Below are 24610 nucleotides of genomic sequence, written 5' to 3' on the forward strand. Positions count from 1 at the left end.
GGGGCCGCTCGCCTGTCGACCCCGTCCGGCGAGGTCAGGGAAAGAGGGTGGTGGGTGGGAGGAACCTGCCCTCGGTGCTGTGGGAGTAGTCGCGGGACTCGGTGGCCAGGCCGTCGGCGTCGAAGCGGACCACAGTGCAGCCGGAGATGGTGACCGGCTCGTCGTACGGGTAGGTGACCGCCCAGTACTCGATGGTGGCCGTGTCGCCGTCGACCCGTGGTTCGCCGAACCAGACCTCCGCCGGCCGGGTCTCCTCGCCGAAACACTCCGCCACGTATGCCCGGAGCCCGGCCCGGCCCCGGTACGGGCGGAACATCGACGCCCAGTGGTCACCGTCCTCCGCCTGGAGGTCGACGATCCTCGCCACGTCCCGGGCCGGCCAGCCCTGGGCCCAGGCGTCCGCCCACCGTCGGGCCGCATCCCGTACGTCCATGATCGTGCTCCTCGTGTCCAGGGGTGCTGGATTTCTACCGTCGGGGTGTGACACTCGCGGGCGTGCCAGGCCGTTGAGCCGAGGAGCGGCCCAGCCCAGGAAGCGGTCGAACAACTCGGCCGGCGGCGGCGGCCGACCAGCGGCCAGCCAGAGCAGATCCCCGGTGGCGTCGAACAACTGACCGGCCAGGTAGATCGAGAGGCCGACCCGGTCCGGGCCGTACTCGTGGCGCAGCAGCATCCGGGCCGTCGGGCACGGCCAGGCGGCGGTACACGCCCCGCAGGACCAGTCGGGCCGCCGAGGCAGGTGCCGATGCACCCGATGCAACCGACTCAGCGGCTGTCTCAGCTGGGAAGAGGAAGGCGACGCGCTCATCTCGTCATGGTGGCAGAGCCTGTTTACAACGTCAATAGACAGCGCAGTTGTCGGAGTCGAGTATGATCGGCGCTGTCATTGTCAACACATGGAGCTGGTGGGCGTGTCGGAGATCCGCGAGATGCTGGGCAACGTCTCCAGGCAGCGCGCGTCTGTCATCGCCAACCAGCGAAACTTCCCGGAGCCCATTGCCGTGCTGGCGATGGGCAAGGTGTGGCGGAAGGCGGATGTGGCCGCGTGGATCCGGGAGCATCGGCCGGAGCTGGCGGGGGAGTGACCCCGACGCCGGAGCCGGTTGGCGGACGCTTCGCCCCGGGCGACGTGGTGGTGCGGCGGGAGATCCTGCGCGGCGAGGTGTGGTTCGGTTGCCCGACGATCTGCGTCGAGGATTCCGCCGATCTGCTCGCGCTCTACCTGCCGCCCGGTGCCGAGTTCGGCTTTCCCGAGTCTGGTGAGTTCCCGTGTGGCCGGCACCCGTGGCAGGTCGCCGGGCACACCGGCTGGACCGGTCACGGCAAGCTGATGCTTCAGCGGCCCGGCGAGGCGCACTCGGTCGACGTGTTCTGGTCCGGCTCTGAGCGCGCCTTCGCCGGCTGGTACTTCAACCTCCAGGACCCGTTCCGGCGTACGCCGATCGGGGTGGACACCCTCGACCACGAGCTGGACCTCTGGTGGGCGGCGGACGCCGACAGGTACGTCTTCAAGGATGTGGAGATCTTCGCGCAGCGGCTGGTGGAGGGGCGCTACCCGGGCATGGGCGAGGCGATCCGTGCCGAGGGCGACCGGATCGCCGCCCGGCTCGACGCCGGTGAACGCTGGTGGGACGAGTCCTGGCAGACCTGGCAACCCGACCCCGCCTGGCCCGTCCCCCGCCTGCCGGCCAACTGGGCAGCCATCCCACCCCACCGTTGACCGTCTGCACCCGAGGCAGCAACTTCGGGGAACTGCTGCCTGAGCGCGGAGGCGCCGCAGCGGCCGGCTCAGCCCAGCGTCTCGCGTTCGCGCCAGGCGGTGCGGATCGAGGTGCGGCCGTTGGTGCGCAGCAGCGAGCCCTCGTACACCCGGGCTCCGGCGAGCAGGAACCCCACCGCCGTGATCAGGAGCAGGGCCAGTGAGACGACAAGTTCCCAGCCGGCGGCGTCGCCGTTGAACAGCCGCAGCGGCATCGCCGTCGGTGAGGAGAACGGCAGGTAGGACAGCACCCGCATGGCTGTGACGTTGTCGTTGAGGAAGATCACCGCGAAGAACGGCAGCATCACCGCGAGCTGTACCGGCATCGACACACCACCGATGTCCTCCAGCCGGTTGACGAGCGCGCCGGCCGCCGCCCACATCGACGCGATCAGCACGAAGCCGAGCAGGAAGAACGGCACGAACCAGCCGATCGCCGGTCCGAGCAGCGACAGCAGCGTCCCGTTGTCACCGAACGCCATGCCGGCCACCGCGACCACTGCCACCAGGGCGATCTGGCCGAGCGCGAGGATCGTACCGGCGAGCATCTTCCCCGCCAGCAGGGCACGGACCGGCACCGCGGCGACGAGGATCTCCACGATCCGGGTCTGCTTCTCCTCGATGATGCTCTGCGCGATCTGCACCCCGAAGGTCTGCGAGGTGAGGAAGAAGATGAAGGCGAAGGCGAACGGCACCAGGAAGGCCACCACCGGGTCCACCGCGTCGGGGTTCAGCAGCCGGACCGGTGGTTCGGTGCTCAGCGCGGAGACGACGTCGCCGGGGGCGTCGTCCATGGCGAGCACGGCCGGGCCGGCGACGACCGCGGCGTCCGCGTCACCGTCGCGCACCGCCTGCTCGGCGGCGGCGTCGTCGGGTACGGCGAGCACCTCCAGCCCGGCCGCCCGCAACGGACCGGCCGCCGCCTCGGTCACCGCCACTGTGGACGGGCCGCCGGACAGCATCGGCGGCAGGATCGTCGCCGCCGCCGCGATCAGCAGGAACACGACGGTGCTGATCAGGAAGGTACGGTCGCGAAGCTTGACCCGGATCTCCCGGGCGGCGACCAGGCGGGTGGCCTGCATGACGTTCACTTGGCGACCTCTCGGAAGATCTCGGCGAGGGTGGGAGTGACCGGGCGGAACGCGCGGACCGGGCCGCGCTCCAGCGCAGCGCGCAGCACCGGCTGGTCGTCGGCGCCGGCGGCCAGGTCGAACACGGCGCGTGCGCCGTCGAGGTCGACCAGGCTCACCCCGGGGTGGTCGCGCAGCCAGCCGGCGTCGGTCTCCACCACCAGCTCATAGCGGGGCGTGGTGTACGCCGAGCGCAACTGTTCCCGGCTGCCGGCGGCGCGGATCGAGCCGTCCGCGATGATCACCAGGTCGTCGCAGAGTCGTTCAACCACATCGAGCTGGTGGCTGGAGAAGAGCACCGGAGCACCGGCGGCCGCCCGTTCCCGCAGGACACCGACGACCGTGTCCACGGCCAGCGGATCGAGACCGGAGAAGGGCTCGTCGAGCACCAGCACCTCGGGGTCGTGTACCAGCGCGGCGGCGATCTGGGCGCGCTGCTGGTTGCCCAGGGAGAGCGTGTCGAGCAGGTCGTTGCCCCGTTCGGCGAGACCGACCCGCTCCAGCAGCCCGTCGGTGGCCCGGCGAGCGGCGTCGGCGGTCAGCCCGTGCAGCTGACCCAGGTAGGTCACCTGCTCCCGGACGCTCATCTTCGGGTACAGGCCGCGTTCCTCCGGCATGTACCCGAAGCGACGCCGTACGTCCCGACTCAGCGGCTCACCCTGCCAGCTCACCTGGCCGGCGTCCGCGGCGAGCACGCCGAGGATGATCCGCATGGTGGTCGTCTTGCCGGCGCCGTTGCCGCCGACGAAGCCGGTCATCCGGCCGGCGACGACGTCGAAGGACACGTTCCGGAGTACCTGACGGTCGCCGAAGCTGCGGTCGACGCCGTCGAGACGGAGCACGTTTGTCACGGCGTACACGCTAATTTGTGGATCATGGCTCGCCGTCCGCCCCGGGACGGAGATCCGGGCTCCACCTCGCGGGGGAGACGCTCACCCGCCGGGCCGGACCACCCCGTGTTCGTACGCGAAGACCACCGCCTGTACCCGGTCACGCAGGCCCAGCTTGGCCAGTACCCGGCTGACGTGTGATTTCACCGTCGCCTCGCCCAGGTAGAGGCTGGCGGCGATCTCGGCGTTGCTGGCACCTCCGGCGACGAGCACCAGGACCTCCCGTTCCCGGGGTGTGAGGCTGCCCAGTGCCGCCTCCGACGCCACGTCATCACCGGGTTGGCTGCCCGGGCGGGCGAAGGTGGCGATCACCCGCCGGGTGAGTTCCGGCGCGAGCAGGCCGTCGCCCCGGGCCACCACCCGGATCGCGTCGACAAGTGCCTCCGGTGTGCCGTTCTTGAGTAGGAAGCCGCTCGCCCCGGCGCGCAGTGCGGCGAACAGGTAGTCGTCGCGGTCGAACGTGGTGAGCATCAGCACGGCCGGCCCGCCCGGCTCGTCATCGTCGGCGCTGATCCGCCGGGTGGCTTCCAGCCCGTCCATGCCGGGCATCTCCACGTCCATCAGCACCACGTCCGGACGTAGCGCCCGGGTCATGCCGACGGCCCGCTCCCCGTCGGCGGCCTCGCCGACCACGTCGATGTCGTCCTCGATCTCCAGGATGACCCGGAAGCCGGTACGCACCAGGTGGTGGTCGTCGGCGAGGAGCACGCGGATCGGGTTCACGCCGGACTCCCCGCCGGCAGCGGGAAGCGGACCCGCACCCGCCAGCCACCGCCGGTACGCGGACCCACCTCCAACTCACCGCCGTGGGTCGCGACCCGTTCCCGCATCCCGATCAGTCCCAGCCCGTCGGCGTTCGCCGACCGGGTGGCCCGGCCGTCGTCGCTCACCTCGACCTCCATCTCCTGCGCCAGATAACGGACCCGGACGTCGAGCAGGCTCGCCCCGGTGGCGTGCTTCAACACGTTCGTCACCGCCTCCTGCACCACCCGGTACGCGGCCTGGGAGACCGACTCCGGCAGCGGCTGCGGATCGCCGTACACCCCGAGGGTGGCGCGGAGCCCAGCCTCACCGGCCCGGTCCACCACGGCGGCTATCTGGTCGACCCCGGCCGGCTGCCGGGCGCCCTCCGGATCGCCGTCGCCGGCCCGCAGCACGCCGAGCATCCGGCGCAACTCGTCGACCGCCTGGCGGGCGGTCTGCTCGATGGAGGCGAGCGCGGTGCGCGCCTTCGCCGGATCCTTGTCGAAGACCCGGCGACACGCCGCCGCCTGCACCCCCATCACCGACACGTGGTGGGCGACCACGTCGTGCAGCTCACGGGCGATCCTGACCCGCTCGCCGACCACCGCGTGCTCGCGTACCTCGGCCTGTGACCGGCGCAGCCGTTCCGCCTGCTCGGCCACCTGGTGCTCGCGCCGGGCGGCCACCCAGGCGGTCTCGCCGAAGAAGTACGCGAACCCGAAGTACAGCGCGTTGACCAGGACGCCGGTGACGATCGCGGCGAGCACCGGCGGCACCGGGCCGACCGCGTCGGCGAAGGACTCCGCGGTGAGCGTGCGGTAGTTGATCGACAAGGCGATCCCCATCCAGGTGAACATCGCGACGATCACACCGATCCGCAGTCGGCGGGACAACCGACGGTTCCGGCCCCAGGCGCCCAGCGTGTAGATGGCGATGAACAGCGCCCAGGAGGAGAGCTGCCACTCGGGGACGGCGCGCACCTGCGAACCGATGAACGCGGCCGACACGGCCAGCGTGGCGGCGACGGGGAAGCGGCGTCGCCAGATCAACGGCAGCGGCACCGCGACGGTCCAGAAGAGCTGTTCGACACCGGACGGCGGTGGTCCCAGCACGAACGCCCCGGTGCTGCGGGCCAACGTCAGGCTGAGCAGGGCCAGGGCCGTGGCGGCCAGCCCGGCGTACAGGTCCAGCCGGCGCTGCTCCGGCGTCGGCCCCGGCCGCTGCCACTCGTCACTGGTTTCGGCCCGCCGCCACTCGTCGGTGGTCTCGGCGGTCTCGGTGGTCACCCTGGGCAGCATGCCATCCCCCTCGCCGATCGCCATACGCGTCGGGTGAGATCGGGCCGTCCGTCCGCCCACCGATCGTCACGAACAGTGCCTCCCCACCTCCCCAACCATTACCCCTGCCCTCCCTTTGCTCTGCTTCAACGGACGCAATGCTCACGGAAAGTATCAGCGGGTGCGGCAGGTGTGGCCGCGGACCGTTGCCGCGCCCCTGCTCAGGCACCAGTGCGTAGGTTGAAGCAGAGCAAAGCGTGCGAGGTGGGATAGAGGTCTTCCGCGTTGCCGTGACCCGGAGTGACAACCACTCTCTGTGTCCGGCTCTCGTGCGGATCCACCGAGGACAGAGAGCACCGGCGGGTCGGGCCGTACCGATGGGCGATGGGCGGTGGGCGATGGGCGCTGGGCGGTCGGGCGAGGGATGGGCGCTGGGCGGTCGGGCGGGGGACGGGGAGGGGAGGGCGGGGCGATGGTCAGCCGGTGACGTCGCCGACCATCGGCGGCAGCGGACAGTGCAGCAGGCCGCAGATCGTCCGCAGCAACTCGATCTCGGGCACGGTCATCATCCCGTCGTGGCTGATCACCGCGACGGTGGCCGCCACCAGCCGTTCCTTGTCGCCAGGACGCAACCCGTCGAGCACCGGCCAGGCGGTCTCCAGGGCGAGCACGCCGTTCTCCGGCGGCGCGTACGGCAGGTTGGTGTCCGGCAGCAGCGTGCCGACGCCGGCCTGGTAGGCCCGTTCCGCCTCGCCCCGGTCAGGGTGCCCGACCTGCGCGAGGATGGCCAGCAGGGCGGCCGCCGCCGAGCGCGTGTCGGTGAGCTTGCGCCGGTCGGTACGCCACCGGGAGTCCGGCCGTAGCGACTCCTCCAACTCAGCCAGCAGCAGCCGGGACAGGCAGTACTCGGTCACGTTTATCGCGCCGTCGGCGTGGATCAACGTGAACACGGCCGCCAGCAGTGACTCCAGTTCGGCGTCCGGACGCTCGCGCAACGCCGGGAAGGTCAGTTCGGCCAGCGGCAACCGCAGCTCAGCGGGGAGTTCGACCAGGTCGTCCGCCGCGCGCAGCGCGCCGTCGGCCAGTTCCTGGCCGTGTCGCTGAGCCACCGCGGCGTACTGGTGCTGCCGGATCTCCGGCTCGGCGCTGAGCAGCAGGCCGAGCAGCAGCGGTACGGCAGCCTCCCGATCGCGGGCCCGATCGAGCAGCGGATCCGGGATCCGGTCGAGGATCGCTGCGGCGTGGGTGTAGGCGCTCTCGGTCGGCGCGGCCACCCGGCCCAGCACCTCCTCCGGCGCGACGCGTACCCGCTCGCCGCGCCCGGGTGGCCCGGGCTGGGCCTGCCGCGCCCGACCCGGTGTCTCCCGCCCCGCCGCCGGCCGGCCCGGTGCGCCCGGCTGGCCTGGTGCGGCGGCCGGGGCCAGACCCATCGCCACGTCCTCCTGACGGCCCGACGGCGGCGCCGCCGCCCATCGCCGTGACAGTTGTTGCAGCTCGGCCGGGTCGAACGACGGCTCCAACGCCTTGATCCGGTCGGCCAGCGGGGGATGGGTGGCGAACCAGGACGTCCGGGCCGCCTCGCCGAAGAGCATGTGCCCGACCTCGTCGCGCTTCGGCGACTTCAGCTCGGACCCGTCGGTCAGGCCACCGATCTTCTTCAGTGCCCCGGCGATGCCCCGGGTCTGGCGGGTGTACTGCACCGCCGAGGCGTCGGCGAGATACTCCCGCTGACGGGACACCGAGGCCTGGATGAGGCGACCGGCGAGGACACCCACATAGCCTGCCACCAGCAACGCCAGACCCACCAGCGCCAGCGGGGCGGCGCTGCCGCCGCTGTTGTTGCCGCGTGACCGGCCGCCGCCGATGACCCCGGCGCGGGCCAGCCCACGGCCGATCACGGTCAGGAAGAGGATGCCGAACAACAGGCCCATCAGCCGGATGTTCAGCCGCATGTCGCCGTTGACGACGTGACTGAATTCGTGGGCGATGACCCCCTGGAGTTCGTCGCGGTTGAGCCGCTGCAACGCACCCCGGGTGACGGCGACGGCGGCGTCGGACGGGGTCCATCCGGCGGCGAAGGCGTTGATCGCCGTCTCCTCCGGCAGGACATAGACCTCGGGAACGGGTACGCCGGAGGCCAGCGCCATCTCCTCGACGACGTTGCGCAGCCGGCGCAGCTCCGGGTCCGTGGTGTTCGCCGGTACCGGCACCCCGCCCAGCTCCCGGGCCACCTTTCCGCCGCCGCCGCGCAACGCGAGCGTACGCACCAGGGCGGCCAGCCCGATCGCGGCGACCGTGGCGATGGTGACCATGGCCACGAACCCGGCGAGCTGGCCGGGATCGGCGGTGGTGGCGTTGAAGGCGAACAGTGCCGCGATGTTCACCACCACCACGATGCCGACCACGGCCAGCACGAACAGCAGTACCAGCCGGGTCGACAGCCGGCGTACCTGGCGCTGCCGTTCGAAGAAGTTCATCGCGGCCCGATCAGAACGAGACCTGCGGCGCCTGGCGCTGCTGCGGGTCGTCCGGCTGGAACAGCTCCGCCGGGCCGAACGAGAACATCCCGGCCAACACGCTGGAGGGGAAGACCTCGCGCTTGTTGTTGTAGGCCATCACCGCGTCGTTGTACGCCTGCCTGGCGAACGCGACCCGGTTCTCCGTCGAGGTCAGCTCCTCCGAGAGCTGCATCATGTTCTGGTTGGCCTTGAGGTCCGGGTACGCCTCGGAGAGCGCGAACAGCCGACCCAGGGTGGCGGTGAGCATGTTCTCCGCGCCACTGAGCTGCTGCATCGCCGCCGGGTCACCGGGGGAGGCCGCAGCCGTCGCCTGCGCGTTGACGGCGGCGTTGCGGGCGTTGATCACCGCCTCCAGCGTCTCCCGCTCGTGCTTGAGGTAGCCCTTGGCCGTCTCGACCAGGTTGGGGATGAGGTCGTGCCGCCGGACGAGCTGCACGTCGATCTGGGCGAAAGCGTTGCGGTACGCGTTGCGGGCCCGGACCAGCCCGTTGTAGATCGAGACGCCGAAGCCGACCACCGCCACGACGATCAACAGCAGGCACACCAATCCAATGATCAGTTCCACGGCCGCTCCCTCGGTGTGTGTCGGTTCTTCCGCTGATCATCGTACGTTCGCCGGTCCAGACCCGCTCCTGCTCAGCGCGCGGAACGTCGCGCCTTGACCGCGCTGTCGACGATGTCCCAGATCGTGACGGCGACGATCACCACGATGCTGATCCGGGCGACGGTGTCCAGGCCGCCGTCGCGCAACCAGGCGAAGCGGGCGACGAACTCCGGGTTGAGCAGCCGGTCATTGGCCAGCAGCCAGATCGCCGGAACCGCGAAGGCCAGGTTGAGCACGGCGTTGACGCCGACCAGGGGCCACGTCCAGCGGCGGGCGCGGTACTTGGCGATCTCCAGGCCGATGCTGGCGAGCAGAACCACGAGCAGCAGCGGAAGCCAGAAACCCCACAGTGCCGGATCCAGGATCGGCAGGCGCTCGCCGTCGGGACCGATCACGGACTGGAACTGCTGCCACGGCAGGAAGGCGATGAGCAGGACCAGGAACACGATCGAGGCGCACACGTCGGTGAGGGTGACGTCCCGTTCGACGGGGTGGTCGGGAAGCTGGTCGACGCTCCAGTCGGGCAGGTCCAGCGGGGTGCCGAGCCGTTCCAGCACCGCGAAGACCAGGGTCACCCAGAAGGCGATCTGCACCGCCACGTTGAACGCGACGCTCACGCCCGAGCCGATCGCACCGGCCGGGTTGTCGGAGACGGTGGCCTGGACCACCCCGACCGCCACTCCGGCGATGGCGGGAACGATGCTGAGCAGCAGGATCAGCAGGCGTTGCCAGGCCAGGTAGTAGGTGGGGCCGATGAGCTGTAGCCGGCGGTCGGCGTAGCGGGCGGCGAGCTGAGCCGGGTCGCCCAGCTCGGTCAGCACCTCGCGCTCGGCGGCGCCGGCGTCCTGCCCGGCGGCGGTCCGGTCGTCGATCATGTCACCGATGGAGGCGCGCAGTTCGGTGGCGATCTCCTCGCGCCGCCCGGTCGGCACCGAGCGCAGGGTGGCAGCCAGGTAGCGGTCGGTCAGGGAGGTCATCGGGGTGCTCCTTCGATCAGGGTGGTGAGGGAGGTCTGTACGGCGGCGAGGTCGTCGAGCAGTCGACGCAGCAGCTGCTCGCCGGACTCGCTGGTGCGGTAGAACTTGCGCGGTCGGCTCTCCTCGGTGTTCCACTCGCTGGTCAGGAGCCCCTGCTCCTCCAGCCGCCGCAGTAGGGGATAGAGGGTGTTCGCGTCGACCGGAAAGCCGTGCCCGGTGAGTCGTTGCAGCAGCGCATAGCCGTAATCGGGCCGGCGCAGCGCGACCAGACTGGCCACCACCACCGTGCCCCGGCGTAGCTCCTGTAGGTGGGTCCGTAGGACGTCATCGCTGACCATGTGTCACACCATACTGTGTGCCACACACTGTTGTCTATCGCGCAATAATGTCCACGACCCGACATCGTGTTGGACGACGCGCTTTGCATCACAATCTAAAACTTTGCAGAGACTGCACGTTTGGTCCTAGGGTTCTGCCGTGACCTCCAACGACCCGACGCGGCTGGGCCGACGCGACCGCAAGAAGCGGCAGACCCGCACCGCCCTCGCCACCGCGGCGCTGCGCCTGGTCGCCGAACGCGGACTCGACCAGGTGACCGTCGAGGAGATCAGCGAGGCGGCCGACGTCTCCTCGCGGACCTTCTTCAACTACTTCCCGTCGAAGGACGACGCTCTGGTCGGTGACACCGAGGCCGACCGGGACAGCGTGCTGCGCGCCCTCGCCGCCGTGCCTGCCGAGCACTCCGCGCTGGAGGCGCTACGGCGCAGCTTCGCCGAGGTCGTCACCGAAGTGCAGGGCGACGCCGAACTGTCGCTGCTGCGGATGCGGGTGGTGACGCAGTACCCCGTGCTGCTGGCTCGCCTGATCTCCGGCAACGCGGTCACCGAACGGGCGCTTGTCGAGGCGATCGCCGCGCGAACCGGGCTACCGCCCGAGCACGCGTACCCCGCACTCGTCGTGGCGGTCGCCGGAGCCGCCCTGCGTACCGCGTTGATCCGGTGGGCGACCGACGGCGGCACCGGCTCCCTGGCCGCGCTGCTCGACGAGGCGTTCGCCGTCGTCGCCGCCGGACTGCCCGACCCCCGCACCGGTTGACGGCCGCGCGGACCGCCCCCGACTTCCGTTCCCACCGCCGGCGTGACCGCGCCGGGGGCAGCACCATGCGTGAGGAAAGGTTCATGACAGCTTCGACCGAGCCGATCGACGCGCCCGAGACGGGTGCCGACCGGATGTCCCGCCGGGAGATTCTCCAGGCCCTCTCGGGGTTGATGGTCGGCATGTTCGTGGCGATTCTCGCCTCGACGGTGGTGGCCAACGCGCTGCCCCGCATCATCGCCGACCTCAACGGCACCCAGACCGTCTACACCTGGATCGTCACCACCGAACTGCTGGCCATGACCGCCACCGTGCCGCTGTGGGGCAAGATGGCCGATCTCTACAGCAAGAAGCTGCTCATCCAGCTCTCCCTGGGCCTGTTCGTGATCGGCTCGCTGATCGCCGGCCTCACCCCGAACGTCGAGGTGTTGCTGGTCAGCCGGGTCGTGCAGGGCATCGGCGCCGGCGGTATGACCGCGTTGGCGATGATCGTCATGGCCGCGATGATCCCGCCGCGGGAACTGGGCCGCTACGCCGGCATCTTCGGTGCCGTCTTCGGCGTCGGTACCATCGCCGGTCCGCTGATCGGCGGCGTTCTGGTCGACACGTCCTGGCTGGGCTGGCGCTGGTGCTTCCTGATCGGCGTGCCGTTCAGCATTCTCTCCATCGTGCTGCTCCAGCGGACCCTGCACCTGCCGGTCGTCCGCCGCAAGGTACGCATCGACTGGCTCGGCGCGGCGCTGATCACCGCCGGGGTCTCCACCCTGCTGATCTGGTCCTCGCTGGCGGGCCACAAGTTCGCCTGGGCCTCCGGCTGGACCGCGCTGATGGTCCTCGGCGGTCTGGCACTGCTGGTGGCGGCCGTCCGGGTCGAGGCCCGGGTACCCGAGCCGATCATCCCGCTGAAGATCTTCCGTAGCCGTACCATCGCGCTGACCACCGTCGCCAGCATGCTGGTCGGAGTGGCCCTCTTCGGCGGCACGGTGTTCCTGTCCCAGTACTTCCAGACCTCGCTGGGCAAGTCACCGACGGTCGCCGGCCTGATGAGCCTGCCGATGATCCTTGGCCTACTGGTCTCCTCCACGGTCGCCGGCCAGCTCATCACGAAGTACGGCCGGTGGAAGGCGTACCTGGTGGCCGGGGCCGCGGTGATGGTCGTCGGGATGCTGCTGCTGTCGACAATCGACGTCGACACTCCGCTGCCGCTGCTGTTCAGCTACATGGCGCTGCTCGGCATCGGGGTCGGCATGCTGATGCAGAACCTGGTCCTGGCGGCGCAGAACGACGTACCCGCCCACGAACTGGGGGCCGCCACCTCCGTGCTCACCTTCTTCCGCAGCATGGGCGGCGCGATCGGGGTGAGCGTTCTGGGTGCGGTGCTGGCCAACCGGGTGACCAGCCTGATGACCGAGCAACTCGGGCCGGCGGCCAGCCCCACCGGCGGCGGTACGACCGAGGTACCCGACCTGTCCGCGCTGCCCGAGCCGATCCTGCGGATCGTGCGGGACGCGTACGCCACCGCCACCTCGGAGTTGTTCCTGATCGGTGCGCCGATCGCCTTCCTCGCCCTGGTCGCGGTCCTGTTCATCCGCGAGAAGGCACTGCACACGGTCAGCGGCGACGAGCGGGCCCGCCAGGAGGCGAGCCTGACGGCCGGCCACTGACCACCCGTGCCCGACAACGCGGGGTGTCCGGTCCGCCGGGTGCCCCGCGTTGTCGTACCGTCGGGCCGCGCACCTGAGCAGGGTGCGCGGCCCCGCCTGCTCAGCAGGCCAACCCTGTCGATGGCGCACCCTCAGCAGGCGCCGCCCTGCCGGAAGTTGCGCTCCACGAAGGACGCCGGGCCGACCTGGAAGGCACCCACGCCGGGCCGGATCGGATGCCCGGTGAACAACTCCACCCGCGCACCCACCCGCACCAGGTACGCGGTGGCGGTGCCCGCGTCGTTGCTGATCAGGCCACCGCGCGGGCCGTAGATCGTCTCCAACTGAGCGAAGGTCATACCGACTCCCGCTCCGGCGGGGGAGTAGGGCGGGACGGTGGCGGTGCTCACCTCGACCAACCGGCCGTGCCGGAAGGCCAACAGGATGACGCCCGCCCAGGTGCCGGTCGCGCCGGCCGCGACCACACCGTCGCAGGTCGCGACGGACCAGTCGATCAATCCGGCGGCGGTGAGCCGGTCAAGGCTGGCCCCGATCCGGTACGGCCCGGCACCCCGCACGCTCATCACGGCGGTGGTGGTCGGCGGCTGTGCGGCCACCACCGAGGGGACCGAACGCGGTAGTGGTGCGGCGTTGGCGGGAGCGGCTCCGACCAGGGTCAGGACGGTCGCGACTGCGACATACACGAGACGGTGCACAGAAATCGCCTCCTCGGCATCGAGTTCCTACTCCCTTCGTCTCCCCACCCACCCCCACAGTTCGCCCCACCCCCCACCACCCCCACCCAACCCCGCGATCTTGCAGTTGTGGTCGCTGATTTGCGTCTTATGTCCTTTATGGTGGGACGAAAACTGCAAGATCGCGGGGCTGGGTGGAGGGGGTTGCTGTGGGGGTGGGGGAGGGGGAGGGTGGCAGGGAAAGGACAGGGGGAGGGTGGGGAGGGGTTGGGAGGGGCGGGTGGTGGGGGCGGAGCGGATCGGGGCGTACCGGGTGGAGCGGTTGCTCGGTGTGGGCTCGTTCGCGACCGTCTGGCTGGCGTACGACCCGGTGCTGGACATCCGGGTAGCGATCAAGGTGCTGGCGGAGAACTGGCACCACGACATACGCGTCCGGGAACGGTTCCTGGACGAGGCCCGGCTGCTGCGCCGGCTGGAGGACGACCGGCTGGTCCGGGTACGCCTGGTGGGAGAGCTGGCGGACGGACGGCCTTACACGGTGCTGGACTGGGCCGACGGCGGCAGCCTTCGGGAGCGGCTGGCCGCCGGACCCCTACCCGTGGCAACCGCCCTGACCATGCTCGCCGAGATCGCCGCCGGGGTGGCGGTGCTGCACCGGCACCGGGTGGTGCATCGCGACCTGTCGCCCGGCAACATCCTGTTCCGCTCGACCGCTGACGGCGAGCGGGTGCTCATCGCCGACCTCGGCCTGGCCAAGGCGCTCGCCGTAGCGTCCGGGCTCACCATGCGTGCCGGCACCCCCGGTTACATGGCGCCCGAGCAGGACGACGCCCTCGCCATCGTGGACGAGCGGGCCGACGTGTACGCCCTCGGCCGGCTCGGCCTCCGACTGCTCGCCCACCCGGCCCGCGACGCGGAACCGACCGCCGCCGCGGCTGTCGAGGTGGGACCGAACGCCTCCGCTGCCGACGCGGGACTGTCCGCCTCCGTGGCGGCGGTGCTGCGCCGGGCCACGGCCAGCCGCCCGGACGACAGATACCTGGACGCCGAGGCGTTCCGCACGGCACTGCTGGAGGCGGTGCGGCAGACCCGGGATCCGATCAACCCGGGCACCGAACCGGAGCCGGCCCACGGCCCACTCCCCGTCGACGCCCCAGCTACGGCCCCGGCTTCTGCGGTCCCGGCTCGTGCGGGTCCGGGGACGGCGGGTGGGGCCCGTTCGCCGTGGCTTCGTGCGATCGCACTGACGGTGGTCCTGGTGGCGGCGGCGGGCGCGGTGGCGGCGGACTCGGCGACGCCCAGCGGTACGGCGACGAGTGGCCCGCTGACCGTCGTGCTGCCGGACGGTTGGCGGGCGGCCGGCACCGGCTGGGCCGGGCGGTACGACACGTCCGGCCGGCTCGAACCGGCGCTGGTGATCTCGCCGGAGCCGCGTCGGTGGGCGACCGACCCGAGGGTGCCGGGCGCCTTCCTCGGGCTGTCGGCGGCCGCCGGCAACACCGATCCGGGTACGTTCGTCGCCGCGCAGCCGCACGCCGACTGTGCCGCCACGCCGCCACGGCGGGTACGGCGAGGTGGCCTGGACTGGGTGGTCGCCCGCTTCGACTGCCCGTACGGGCGTCCGGTGCTGGTGGAGGCCGCCGCCCGGGGCACTGCCGGGCTGCTCTACGCGCAGGTCGTGCCCCCGCCCGGGGCCGGTGACGAGTTCGTCGACGCGTTGCTCGACGGGGTACGGACCCGACGTCCGGTCATCGCACCACCACCGTGATCACGTGGGTGCCCGCCTCGCGGGGAATGAACACGTCCACGGTGCCGGTCCGGACGAACCGGAGATCGACCACGCCGGCCTCGTACTGGCTGTCCACCAGGTCCTCGCGGTCGACGGTGACCTCACCCGGACCGATGCCGGTAAGGCGCAGCACCCCGCCGGTGGCGAAGCAGAGTGACGTGGGTAGTGGTCCGGGGTCGGACAGGGGCAGCTCGTAGCGGACCGCGCCGAGGCAGGTCTCGGACATGGTCGCGGTGGGCGTCGGGGTGCGGGTGCTCCGCCCGGGGGTGGGGGACCGAAGCGCCGGAGTCGGTCGCGTGTTCGGGACCGTCCCGACGGTCGGTGCCGCGACGACGGGTGTCCCGCTCGGCCGGGCCGTCGGCGGAGAGGGCGGAACCGGCGGCGGCGCGGTGCTCGGGGCGGGTGGGCGTACCGGCAGCGGCGCGACGGGCTCGTCGGCGCAACCGGCGGCACCCACGACGAGCACGACGGCCAGGGCCAGCGCCGTCGGACGGTGCCGGCCGGCCGGGTCAGCCGGCACCGGTGAGCCGCCGCCGGACCTGCCGGCGGGCCTCGTGGATGCGGGACTTGACAGTGCCCTCGGGTACGTCGAGCAACTCGGCGATCTCGCGATAGTCGAGATCGAGCACGTCACGCAGGGTCAGCGCCTCGGCCAGTTCGGGTCGGACCGCGTCGAGGGCCTCCAACAGGTCCAGTCGGGTGCCGGCGACCACGCTGGTGCGGCGCGGGTCGGGGCGGTCCGGCAGCGGCGTCCCGGCGGCCTCCATCAGCCAGCGTCGGCGCAGCGCCCGGTAGGTCGAGCGGGCCCGGTTGGCGGTCAGCCGGTACAGCCAGGTGTGGAACGACGAGCGGCCCTCGAACCGGTCGATGCCCCGCGCCACCGCGAGCAGCGCGTCCTGGCAGGCCTCCTCCGCGTCCTCCCGGTTGGGCAGTAGCCGACCGCAGAGCCGCAGCACCTCCGGGCGAATCGCCGCCAGCAGGGCGTCCAGGGCGGCCCGGTCGCCGCGGGCCGCGGCGACGGCCAGGTCGTCGATTCCGTCCGCGAGGGTCATCGCGCCGTCCCGTGTTCGACGGTGTTGCGGTGGTCGTTCAGGCTACGCCGACCGGGCCGCCGTGTCCGGCCCCGAGTCCACCAGCCGACAGGGCGCCAGCGTCGACAGCGGCCGGACCGGGCGCCGCCGACCGGGGGCGGGACCGGACCGTCGGGCGGTGCGGCGGGGCCGCCGATCCCGGCGCGCGGCGCGCTGGAGTGGCCGGCGGCGGCGGGGTTAGGGTTACCCCCGACCGACTCGATCATCCGACCCGGGGGGGCCTCCGCATGGGCGATTCGTTCGCGCATCTGCACGTGCACACGGAGTACTCGATGCTCGACGGGGCGGCCCGGCTCAAGGACCTGTTCGCCGAGGTCAAACGGCAGGGCATGCCGGCGGTGGCGATGACCGACCACGGCAACATGCACGGCGCGAACGACTTCTACAAGCAGGCGATGGCCGCCGGGGTGACCCCGATCCTGGGCATCGAGGCGTACGTGGCGCCGGAGTCCCGGTTCCACAAGTCTCGGGTGCGGTGGGGCCGGCCGGAGCAGAAGAGCGACGACGTCTCGGGTAGCGGTGGCTACACCCACAAGACGATCTGGGCGCGTAACAAGACCGGCCTGCACAATCTGTTCGCACTGACCTCGCGCTCGTACACGGAGGGCTACTTCGTCAAGTGGCCACGGATGGACACTGAACTGCTCGCCGAGTACTCCGACGGCCTGATGGCCACCACCGGCTGTCCGTCCGGCGAGGTGCAGACCCGGCTGCGGCTCGGCCACGACGCGCAGGCCCTCGAAGCCGCCGCGAAGTACCAGGACATCTTCGGTAGGGAGAACTACTTCCTGGAGCTGATGGACCACGGCCTGGACATCGAGAAGCGAGTCCGCGACGGGCTGCTGGAGATCGGCCGCAAGCTCAACATTCCGCCGGTGGTCACCAACGACTCGCACTACACCCACGAGGCGCAGTCCGAGGCGCACGATGTGCTGCTGTGCGTGCAGACCGGCAGCAACGTCGCCGACCCGAACCGGTTCAAGTTCGGCGGCAGCGGCTACTACATCAAGTCGGCCGACGAGATGCGCGGCGTGGACAACTCCGACGCCTGGCTGGAGGGCTGCCGCAACACGCTGCTGGTGGCGGAGCGGGTCGACCCGGCCGGAATGTTCGAGTTCCACAACCTGATGCCGCGCTTCCCGGTGCCGGAGGGGGAGACCGAGGAGTCCTGGTTCCGTAAGGAGACCTTCGCCGGGCTGGCCCGCCGGTACCCGGAGGGCATCCCCGAGGGGCACGTCGTGCAGGCCGAGTACGAGTTGGGCGTCATCATCCAGATGGGCTTCCCGTCGTACTTCCTCGTGGTGGCCGACTTCATCCAGTGGGCCAAGGCGCAGGGCATCGCCGTCGGTCCAGGCCGTGGCTCCGCGGCCGGTTCCCTTGTCGCGTACGCCCTGGGCATCACCGACCTGGACCCGATCCCGCACGGATTGATCTTCGAGCGGTTCCTCAACCCCGAGCGGGTCTCGATGCCGGATGTCGACATCGACTTCGACGAGCGTCGGCGCGGTGAGGTGATCAAGTACGTCACCGACAAGTGGGGTGAGGACAAGGTCGCCCAGATCGCCACCTTCGGCACGATCAAGGCGAAGGCCGCGATCAAGGACTCGGCCCGGGTGCTCGGCTACCCGTACGCGGTCGGCGACCGGATCACCAAGGCGATGCCACCGGCGGTGATGGGCAAGGACATCCCGCTCACCGGCATCTTCGACCCGAAGCACCCGCGTTACGCCGAGGCCGGCGAGATCCGCGGCCTGTACGAGTCGGACCCGGACGTGCGCAAGGTGATCGACACCGCCAAGGGCATCGAGGGGCTGATCCGGCAGACCGGGGTGCACGCCGCCGGCGTCATCATGTCCGCCGAGCCGATCATCGAGCACATCCCGCTGATGCGCCGCGACGCCGACGGGGCGATCATCACCCAGTTCGACTACCCGACGTGTGAGTCGCTCGGGTTGTTGAAGATGGACTTCCTCGGCCTGCGCAACCTGACCATCATCGACGACGCGCTGAAGAACATCGAGCTCAACCACGGCCTCAAGGTGGACCTGCTCAAGCTGCCACTTGACGACAAGCTGACGTACGAGCTGCTGGCCCGCGGCGACACCCTCGGTGTGTTCCAGCTCGACGGCGGGCCGATGCGTTCGCTGCTGCGGCTGATGAAGCCGGACAACTTCGAGGACATCTCCGCCGTCCTGGCGCTCTACCGGCCCGGCCCGATGGGTGCCAACTCGCACACGAACTACGCGTTGCGGAAGAACGGGCTCCAGGAGATCACCCCGATCCACCCGGAGCTGGCCGAGCCCCTGGAGGAGATCCTCGGCCCGACCTACGGCCTGATCGTCTACCAGGAGCAGGTGCAGCGCGCCGCCCAGGTGCTCGCCGGTTACAGCCTCGGCAAGGCCGACCTGCTGCGCCGGGCGATGGGCAAGAAGAAGAAGGAGGTCCTCGACAAGGAGTTCATCCCGTTCCGCGACGGGATGAAGAGCAACGGCTACTCCGACGAGGCCATCAAGACCCTGTGGGACATCCTCGTCCCGTTCGCCGACTACGCCTTCAACAAGGCGCACACCGCCGGGTACGGGCTGGTGTCGTACTGGACCGGCTACCTGAAGGCCAACTATCCGGCCGAGTACATGGCGGCGCTGCTGACCTCCGTCGGTGACGACAAGGACAAGATGGCCATGTACCTGTCGGAGTGCCGGCGGATGGGCATCCAGGTGCTGCCACCTGACGTGAACACCTCGGCCGGCCCGTTCACCCCGGTCGGTCGGGAGATCCGCTTCGGCCTCGGCGCGATCCGCAACGTCGGCGCGAACGTGGTCGCCGCGATCATGCGGTGCCGCGAGGAGAAGGGCGAGTACACCGACTTCTACGACTTCCTGTCCAAGGTGGACGCGGTGGTCTGCAACAAGAAGACGATCGAATCCCTGATCAAGGCGGGCGCGTTCGACTCGCTGAAGCATCCCCGCAAGGGCCTGCTCACCGTGCACGCCGACGCCATCGACGCGTACGCCGACGTCAAGCGCAAGGAGGCCGTCGGGCAGTACGACCTGTTCGGCGCCGGCTTCGGTGACGCCGAGGTGGCGACGAACACCACTGTCATGCCGGTCATCGCCGAGGGGGAGTGGGACAAGCGCGACAAGCTCGCCTTCGAGCGCGAAATGCTCGGCCTGTACGTCTCCGACCATCCGCTGTTCGGCCTGGAACACGTCCTCGGCGCGGCGGCCGACACCACCATCGCGGCACTCTCCGAGGAGGGCACCGTGCCCGACGGCGCGGTGGTCACCCTCGCCGGCATCCTCTCCGGCGTGCAGCGGCGGGTCACCAAGCAGGGGCGGGCGTGGGCCTCGGCGACCCTGGAGGATCTCGCCGGTGGCGTGGAGACACTGTTCTTCCCGAACACCTACGAGGTGATCGGGCAGTACATCGCCGAGGACGCGATCGTGGTGGTCAAGGGTCGGGTCGACAGGCGCGACGACACCCCGCGCATCATGGCGATGGACATGTCCCTGCCGGACGTCAGCATGAGTACGGCGAACAAGCCGGTGACCCTCACCATCCCGGTGACCCGCTGCACCCCTCCGCTCGTGGAACGGCTCAAGGAGACCCTGGTGCTGCACCCCGGCGACGCCGAGGTGCACGTCAAACTCCTCAACGGCACCCGCACCACCACCCTGCGCCTGAGCCCCGTACGCGTGGCCGCCACCACCGCCCTCATGGCCGACCTCAAAAGCGTCCTGGGCCCCGCCAACGTCACCTGACCCCCCACCCCCACCCCCCGGGCTGGGTGGGGGCCACGAGGGTGGGATTGGCGCTTCGGGGTGGGGCGGCGGGGCGGTTAGCGTCGGGGCGTGGAACTGGAGCAGGCGCAGAAGCTGTGGCAACCGCAGCCGGGCTGGCTGAACACCGCCAGCTACGGGTTGCCGCCCGACCCGGCCTGGGACGCGTTGCAGGACGCGCTGGCCGCGTGGCGGGTGGGCCAGGGTTCGTGGGAGACCTGGGGTACGGCGACCGATAGGTGTCGGACGGCGTTCGCTCGACTCGTCGCGGTACCGGTGGCCGATGTCGCGGTCGGTGCCACCGTCTCCCAGTTGCTGGCGCCGGTCGCCGCCGCGCTACCCACCGGTGCCCGGGTGCTGGCGCCCGAGGTCGAGTTCACCTCGAACCTGTTTCCCTGGCTCGTCCAGGCCGAACGGGGCGTCGAGGTACGCACCGTCCCGCTGCCCGAGCTGGCTGCCTCGGTCGACGCCGACACCGACCTGGTGGCGTTCAGCCTGGTGCAGTCCGCTGACGGCACCGTCGCCGCGTACGACGAGATCGTCGCGGCGGCCCGGGCCCACGGCGCGCTCGTCGCGGTCGACGCCACCCAGGCGTGCGGCTGGCTGCCGTTCGACGCGGCCCGCGCGGACGTCGTGGTGGCCGGCGGGTACAAGTGGCTGATGGGTCCCCGGGGCACCGCGTTCGCCTACCTGGCTCCCGGGTTGCGGGACCGGCTGCGACCCGACGCCGCCGGCTGGTTCGCGGGTCGCGATCCGCACGCCTCCTACTACGGGCCGCCGCTGCGGCTGGCTGACGACGCCCGCCGGTTCGACCTCTCGCCGGCCTGGTTCAGCTGGGTCGGCGCCGCCCCCGCGCTGGAACTGCTGCTGGAGATCGGGGTCGAGCAGGTACGGGCGCACGACGTGGCGCTGGCCAACCGGTTCCTCACCGGCCTGGGGCAGCCAACCGGGCGCAGCGCGATCGTCACCGTCGAGGTGCCCGGCGCGCAGGAGAAGCTGGCGCGTGCCGGGGTTCGCGCGGCGGTGCGGGCCGGTCGGGTCCGGGCCTCGTTCCATCTCTACTCCACCACCGAGGACGTCGACCTGGCCCTCGACGCGCTCACCTCCTGACCGCGCCGTCCTCGCCGCACCGGACGGCTCGCCGGTGTGCGGCCGGCGCTCGCCGCCCGCCCTCATCACCTGACCGGTGAGGGCGGGCGGCACTGTTGGCGCCCCCTCGGCCCGGGGCCGCCGTACGGTCGGGACGTCCCCCGCGCCGGTCCCGCTGATCCGCGGTCGGGACGTCCCGGTGACGGCCCGCCGGGTCACTTGCCGGTGACGATGCCCGGGTTGATGCACAGGCCCGGCGTGCTGCCGTGCTTGTCCGCGATCTCCAGGCAGCGGGTCACCTTGTCGACGGTCGCGTTGGTCTCGGTGACCTGCTTCTGGATCTCGGCGTTGAGGCGGTCCTGTTCGAGGTTGCGGGTCTGGGCGAGCTTGTCCTGGAACGCCTTGATGTTGCCCTCGGTCTTGTCGTCGTGGTTGACCCGGGTGATGGTGACCGACAGGATCTCGACGTCGTCGGCCAGCCGTCCCTCGGCGTTGGACTTGATGCTCTCCGAGAAGGGCTTGAGGTCGACGTTCAGGTTGCCGGTCTTCGAGTCGATGCGCTCCAACGGGTTGTAGGTGGCGAAGGCGTCGTTGACCGCGCTGTCGAGCTGGACGCCGACCCGCTGTCCCCGGAAGCTCTCGAAGTCGCCCTTGTAGTCCATGAACTGCTGCGGGGCGTTCTCCGGCTGGACCTGCCACTCGACAAGCACCTCCACGCACGCGTCCGCGAGGGTGCCGGTACGCACCCGCACGCACTGGTCGCTGCCGATGTGGTCGTACTTCTGCCGCCCGGCGTCCCACTCGCCGACCCGCTGCCACGGGGTGACCCATTTCAGGCCGGAGCCGGTGACCTCGCCGGTCGGTTTGCCGAAGCTGGTGACGATGCCGACCGAGCGGATCGGTACCGAGTGGGCGCTCGATGCGACGGTGAGGACCGCCGTCCCGACCAGGGCGCCGACCGCCGTCAGGACTCCGATCTGCCGCACCTGGCGTTGCGAGCTGAGCAGGACGACGGCGACGGCGATGATCGCGATGACGGCGGCGACGATCGCCAGGATGAAGCCGAATGGCATGACGGGACCTTTCCGGGAACGGCCGTGCTGAGTTGATCATCAACGTAGCTGCCCCGGTCAAGGTCACCGGCGAGCGCATCCGGGACGCGGCGTCCCGACGAATTCCTCGGTGGAGAGCTGTTCATCCGGGAGGAAGTCTGGTGTCTGGGGTACCGATGCCGGCCGAGGTCGTGCAGGTCGCGCGTAAGCGCCTGACGACCGCCGCCGAGGAGTTCGACGGCAACCGGGTCGCCGCGCTCGTGGTCGAACTGGCCGAGGAGTGGGGCGTCGTACGGCTGTGGGACGACGTCTGCGTGCCGGTGCTCACCGTGCGGAGCGGGCGCACCGCCGCCGGGATCGCCGTCGAGCACGCCCTGTCCGAGGGCGTCCGGATCGGTCTGGACGTGTTCCGCCGAGATCCGGCGGTCGGCCCGCCCGCCGACGGCGTGCTGCTGGCCGGGGCGGAGCAGGAGGAACACTGTCTCGGACTGCACGCCCTCGCCGCCGCGTTGCGCGAACGCCGCCGGGGCTGCCTGCTGATCGGGCCCGCGCTGCCGTGGCCGGCGTTGGCCAGCGCCGTCCGCCGGGCCCGGCCGCACACCGTCGCGGTCTGGTCCCAGTCCGCGGTGACCGGCCGGTCGTACCGCATCGGCCGCTTCGCCCGGGACTTCCCGGGTGTACGGGTGTACGGGGCCGGCCCCGGCTGGGTCGGACCGCTCGCTCCACCCGTGCGGCGCCTGGACTCGCTCTCCGCCGCTGTCCGGGTGTTGCGGGAGAGCCCGGTCGTCGACCCGGCGCTGTGACTGGCGTCATACCGAAACGGAACCGTGCCGTATCGTAAAAGCTCTACGCTCAGAGTCGACGCGGACGGGACCGTATCGAAAACCGGGGGCGGAGATGCAGCCGAACGAGAACACCGGACACCCGAGGAGGTGGGCGATCCTCGGGGTGCTGGTGATCAGCCTGCTCGTGGTCGTCCTCGACAACACAATTCTCAACGTCGCGCTTCGGACGCTCGCGGACCCGGTGCACGGACTCGGGGCGAGCCAGGGCGAGCTGGAGTGGGCGATCAACTCCTACACCCTGGTCTTCGCCGGGCTGCTGTTCACCTTCGGGGTGTTGGGGGACCGGGCCGGCCGACGCAGGATGCTGCTGATCGGGCTGGTGCTCTTCGGTCTGGCGTCACTGCTGTCGGCGTACGCGCAGACTCCCGGCCAGCTGATCGCGGCCCGGGCGCTGATGGGGGTCGGCGGCGCGGCCATCATGCCGGCGACGCTGTCCATCATCTCCAATGTCTTCGACCCCCGGGAACGGGCGCGGGCGATCGGCATCTGGGCCGGCGCGGTCGGTCTGGCGGTGGCGATCGGGCCGGTCCTCGGCGGGTTGTTGCTGGAGCACTACTGGTGGGGCTCGGTCTTCCTGATCAACGTGCCGGTGGTGGCGCTCGGCGTGACCCTGGTCGCGGTGCTGGTGCCGGAGTCGCGCGACCCAGCGCCGGGCCGCATCGACGCGTTCGGTGTGCTGCTCTCGGTGATCGGCCTGGTCGCCCTCACCTACGGCATCATCGACGGCGGCGAGCACGGCTTCGGCCGACCCCTGGTCTGGGCCTCGATCGTCGGCGGGGTCGCGGTGCTGGCCTGGTTCGTGCTGCACGAGCGGCGCAGCAGCCACCCGTCGCTGGACGTCCGACTGTTCCGGGTGCCCCGGTTCGCCGCCCCGGTGGCGATGATCGGCCTGGTCTTCTTCGCCGCGATGGGCGTGATGTTCTTCAGCTCGTTCTACCTGCAACTGGTGCGCGGCTACAGCCCGCTCGAGACCGGCCTGCTCTTCCTGCCCTTCGCGGTCGCCCAGCTCGCCTTCGCCCCGCGCAGCGCCACAATGGTCCGCAGGTACGGCGGCCGGGCGGTGTCGGTGGTGGGGTTGGTGCTGACCTCGGTCGCCCTTGGCGCGTTCGCCTTCGTCGACGCCGCCACGCCCATCTGGGTGGTGCTTGTCGCCTTCTTCCTGCAGGGCGTCGGGATGGCCAACATCATGCCGCCGGCCACCGAATCGATCATGTCGGCACTGCCCCGGGAGAAGGCCGGCGTCGGCTCGGCGGTCAGCAACACCATCCGGCAGGTGGCCGCCGCGCTCGGCGTCGCAGTGATCGGCTCGGTGCTGGCCGCCGGCTACCGAAACGGGATCGAGCCGGCCCTGGCGGATCTGCCGCCGGCAGCCGGCGAGGCGGCCGGTGAGTCTCTCGCGGGGGCGTACGCCGCGGCCGGTCAGCTCGGTTCGGCGGGCCCGCAACTGGTCGCCACGGCCAACGACTCCTTCGTCTCGGCCATGCACCTCTCGGCGGCGCTCGCCGCGCTGGTCGCCGCGGCCGGCATTCTGGTGGCCCTGCGCTGGATGCCCGGCCGGTCCCCGACCGGGGGGTCGGCGCCGATCGGCGAACCCGAGTTGGCCGGTGCCGCACCACGGCAGGGACAATGAGG

The 24610-nt window shown here is 70.9% G+C and carries 22 protein-coding genes and 1 pseudogene; 9 read left to right on the plus strand and 14 right to left on the minus strand.

All coding sequences use genetic code 11. From position 1 onward, the window contains the following. Nucleotides 1-34: 34 nt before the first annotated feature. Together AB0I71_RS22475 and AB0I71_RS22480 are read right to left on the minus strand one after the other, a co-directional pair. On the minus strand, nucleotides 35-433 hold the full coding sequence (locus AB0I71_RS22475; protein ID WP_357587703.1) for a nuclear transport factor 2 family protein: 399 nt from the start codon (nucleotides 431-433) through the stop codon (nucleotides 35-37). A 153-nt stretch (nucleotides 434-586) separates the two neighbouring features. Next, a pseudogene (locus AB0I71_RS22480) lies at nucleotides 587-808 on the minus strand (hypothetical protein); the annotation flags it as partial. 88 nt (nucleotides 809-896) lie between these two features. Here AB0I71_RS22480 and AB0I71_RS22485 point away from each other — a divergent pair. Both AB0I71_RS22485 and AB0I71_RS22490 read left to right on the plus strand, forming a co-directional pair. Then, complete coding sequence (locus AB0I71_RS22485) at nucleotides 897-1085, plus strand: hypothetical protein (protein WP_357587586.1); 189 nt, start codon at nucleotides 897-899, stop codon at nucleotides 1083-1085. Further along, entirely contained in the window at nucleotides 1082-1720 is a 639-nt protein-coding gene (locus AB0I71_RS22490; protein ID WP_357587588.1) for a DUF402 domain-containing protein, read from the plus strand. Before AB0I71_RS22485 ends, AB0I71_RS22490 begins: the two co-directional genes overlap by 4 nt. 68 nt (nucleotides 1721-1788) lie before the next feature. Here AB0I71_RS22490 and AB0I71_RS22495 read toward each other — a convergent pair whose 3' ends face one another. From AB0I71_RS22495 to AB0I71_RS22530, 8 genes are all read right to left on the minus strand, one after another. After that, the gene (locus AB0I71_RS22495; protein ID WP_357587590.1) at nucleotides 1789-2850 is read right to left on the minus strand and encodes an ABC transporter permease; all 1062 of its coding nucleotides are present in this window, start codon (nucleotides 2848-2850) and stop codon (nucleotides 1789-1791) included. Then, a complete protein-coding gene (locus tag AB0I71_RS22500; RefSeq protein WP_357587592.1) occupies nucleotides 2847-3740 on the minus strand; it encodes an ATP-binding cassette domain-containing protein in 894 nt (297 codons plus the stop codon). Before AB0I71_RS22500 ends, AB0I71_RS22495 begins: the two co-directional genes overlap by 4 nt. An 81-nt stretch (nucleotides 3741-3821) precedes the next feature. Continuing rightward, nucleotides 3822-4502 carry a response regulator transcription factor gene (locus tag AB0I71_RS22505; protein ID WP_357587594.1) on the minus strand — a complete coding sequence of 227 codons (681 nt, stop codon included), beginning with the start codon at nucleotides 4500-4502 and terminating at the stop codon, nucleotides 3822-3824. Beyond that, nucleotides 4499-5809, minus strand: a complete 1311-nt coding sequence (locus AB0I71_RS22510) for a sensor histidine kinase (protein WP_357587596.1) — start codon at nucleotides 5807-5809, stop codon at nucleotides 4499-4501. Before AB0I71_RS22510 ends, AB0I71_RS22505 begins: the two co-directional genes overlap by 4 nt. A gap of 467 nt (nucleotides 5810-6276) precedes the next feature. Continuing rightward, nucleotides 6277-8277: a M48 family metalloprotease gene (locus tag AB0I71_RS22515; protein WP_357587598.1), complete on the minus strand. Its 2001-nt coding sequence runs from the start codon at nucleotides 8275-8277 to the stop codon at nucleotides 6277-6279. A 10-nt stretch (nucleotides 8278-8287) separates the two neighbouring features. Then, nucleotides 8288-8884: a LemA family protein gene (locus tag AB0I71_RS22520; protein WP_357587600.1), complete on the minus strand. Its 597-nt coding sequence runs from the start codon at nucleotides 8882-8884 to the stop codon at nucleotides 8288-8290. Between the two features lie 71 nt (nucleotides 8885-8955). Then, on the minus strand, nucleotides 8956-9900 hold the full coding sequence (locus AB0I71_RS22525; RefSeq protein WP_357587602.1) for a permease prefix domain 1-containing protein: 945 nt from the start codon (nucleotides 9898-9900) through the stop codon (nucleotides 8956-8958). Further along, a complete protein-coding gene (locus AB0I71_RS22530) occupies nucleotides 9897-10238 on the minus strand; it encodes a PadR family transcriptional regulator (protein ID WP_357587604.1) in 342 nt (113 codons plus the stop codon). The genes AB0I71_RS22525 and AB0I71_RS22530 overlap by 4 nt, the downstream gene beginning before the upstream one ends. A 139-nt stretch (nucleotides 10239-10377) precedes the next feature. Between AB0I71_RS22530 and AB0I71_RS22535 the strand changes: the two genes are divergently transcribed. Together AB0I71_RS22535 and AB0I71_RS22540 are read left to right on the plus strand one after the other, a co-directional pair. Further along, nucleotides 10378-10995, plus strand: a complete 618-nt coding sequence (locus AB0I71_RS22535; RefSeq protein WP_357587606.1) for a TetR family transcriptional regulator — start codon at nucleotides 10378-10380, stop codon at nucleotides 10993-10995. Between the two features lie 83 nt (nucleotides 10996-11078). Continuing rightward, on the plus strand, nucleotides 11079-12659 hold the full coding sequence (locus tag AB0I71_RS22540) for an MDR family MFS transporter (protein WP_357587608.1): 1581 nt from the start codon (nucleotides 11079-11081) through the stop codon (nucleotides 12657-12659). Between the two features lie 131 nt (nucleotides 12660-12790). On the opposite strand, the gene AB0I71_RS22545 is transcribed toward AB0I71_RS22540, so the two are convergent. Next, nucleotides 12791-13354: a hypothetical protein gene (locus AB0I71_RS22545; protein ID WP_357587610.1), complete on the minus strand. Its 564-nt coding sequence runs from the start codon at nucleotides 13352-13354 to the stop codon at nucleotides 12791-12793. A 235-nt stretch (nucleotides 13355-13589) separates the two neighbouring features. Between AB0I71_RS22545 and AB0I71_RS22550 the strand changes: the two genes are divergently transcribed. Next, complete coding sequence (locus tag AB0I71_RS22550) at nucleotides 13590-15101, plus strand: protein kinase (protein ID WP_357587612.1); 1512 nt, start codon at nucleotides 13590-13592, stop codon at nucleotides 15099-15101. Here AB0I71_RS22550 and AB0I71_RS22555 read toward each other — a convergent pair. Beyond that, the gene (locus AB0I71_RS22555; RefSeq protein WP_357587614.1) at nucleotides 15082-15642 is read right to left on the minus strand and encodes a hypothetical protein; all 561 of its coding nucleotides are present in this window, start codon (nucleotides 15640-15642) and stop codon (nucleotides 15082-15084) included. The two genes, AB0I71_RS22550 and AB0I71_RS22555, sit on opposite strands and share 20 nt — an antisense overlap. Then, nucleotides 15632-16174, minus strand: coding sequence for an RNA polymerase sigma factor (locus tag AB0I71_RS22560; RefSeq protein WP_357587616.1), 543 nt, complete (start codon nucleotides 16172-16174; stop codon nucleotides 15632-15634). Before AB0I71_RS22560 ends, AB0I71_RS22555 begins: the two co-directional genes overlap by 11 nt. A 266-nt stretch (nucleotides 16175-16440) precedes the next feature. Between AB0I71_RS22560 and dnaE the strand changes: the two genes are divergently transcribed. Further along, complete coding sequence (gene dnaE, locus AB0I71_RS22565) at nucleotides 16441-19974, plus strand: DNA polymerase III subunit alpha (protein WP_357587618.1); 3534 nt, start codon at nucleotides 16441-16443, stop codon at nucleotides 19972-19974. Between the two features lie 90 nt (nucleotides 19975-20064). After that, nucleotides 20065-21102: an aminotransferase class V-fold PLP-dependent enzyme gene (locus tag AB0I71_RS22570; protein WP_357587620.1), complete on the plus strand. Its 1038-nt coding sequence runs from the start codon at nucleotides 20065-20067 to the stop codon at nucleotides 21100-21102. 194 nt (nucleotides 21103-21296) lie between these two features. Here AB0I71_RS22570 and AB0I71_RS22575 read toward each other — a convergent pair whose 3' ends face one another. Further along, entirely contained in the window at nucleotides 21297-22154 is an 858-nt protein-coding gene (locus AB0I71_RS22575; RefSeq protein ID WP_357587622.1) for an SPFH domain-containing protein, read from the minus strand. A 140-nt stretch (nucleotides 22155-22294) separates the two neighbouring features. Between AB0I71_RS22575 and AB0I71_RS22580 the strand changes: the two genes are divergently transcribed. Both AB0I71_RS22580 and AB0I71_RS22585 read left to right on the plus strand, forming a co-directional pair. Then, on the plus strand, nucleotides 22295-22936 hold the full coding sequence (locus AB0I71_RS22580) for a transcriptional regulator (protein ID WP_357587624.1): 642 nt from the start codon (nucleotides 22295-22297) through the stop codon (nucleotides 22934-22936). Nucleotides 22937-23030: 94 nt separating this feature from the next. Then, complete coding sequence (locus tag AB0I71_RS22585; protein ID WP_357587626.1) at nucleotides 23031-24608, plus strand: MFS transporter; 1578 nt, start codon at nucleotides 23031-23033, stop codon at nucleotides 24606-24608. Nucleotides 24609-24610: the final 2 nt, after the last annotated feature.

Source organism: Micromonospora sp. NPDC049891 (genome assembly GCF_040660295.1).
Classification (GTDB): Bacteria; Actinomycetota; Actinomycetes; order Mycobacteriales; family Micromonosporaceae; genus Micromonospora.

What these genes read in the sequence shown, in the direction of transcription:
- AB0I71_RS22525 (WP_357587602.1), bottom strand. Translation starts at nt 9,900, where the DNA reads ATGACCTCCCTGACCGACCGCTACCTGGCTGCCACCCTGCGCTCGGTG.
- AB0I71_RS22485 (WP_357587586.1), top strand. Translation starts at nt 897, where the DNA reads ATGGAGCTGGTGGGCGTGTCGGAGATCCGCGAGATGCTGGGCAACGTC.
- AB0I71_RS22560 (WP_357587616.1), bottom strand. Translation starts at nt 16,174, where the DNA reads ATGACCCTCGCGGACGGAATCGACGACCTGGCCGTCGCCGCGGCCCGC.
- AB0I71_RS22540 (WP_357587608.1), top strand. Translation starts at nt 11,079, where the DNA reads ATGACAGCTTCGACCGAGCCGATCGACGCGCCCGAGACGGGTGCCGAC.
- dnaE (WP_357587618.1), top strand. Translation starts at nt 16,441, where the DNA reads ATGGGCGATTCGTTCGCGCATCTGCACGTGCACACGGAGTACTCGATG.
- AB0I71_RS22575 (WP_357587622.1), bottom strand. Translation starts at nt 22,154, where the DNA reads ATGCCATTCGGCTTCATCCTGGCGATCGTCGCCGCCGTCATCGCGATC.
- AB0I71_RS22475 (WP_357587703.1), bottom strand. Translation starts at nt 433, where the DNA reads ATGGACGTACGGGATGCGGCCCGACGGTGGGCGGACGCCTGGGCCCAG.
- AB0I71_RS22515 (WP_357587598.1), bottom strand. Translation starts at nt 8,277, where the DNA reads ATGAACTTCTTCGAACGGCAGCGCCAGGTACGCCGGCTGTCGACCCGG.
- AB0I71_RS22530 (WP_357587604.1), bottom strand. Translation starts at nt 10,238, where the DNA reads ATGGTCAGCGATGACGTCCTACGGACCCACCTACAGGAGCTACGCCGG.
- AB0I71_RS22585 (WP_357587626.1), top strand. Translation starts at nt 23,031, where the DNA reads ATGCAGCCGAACGAGAACACCGGACACCCGAGGAGGTGGGCGATCCTC.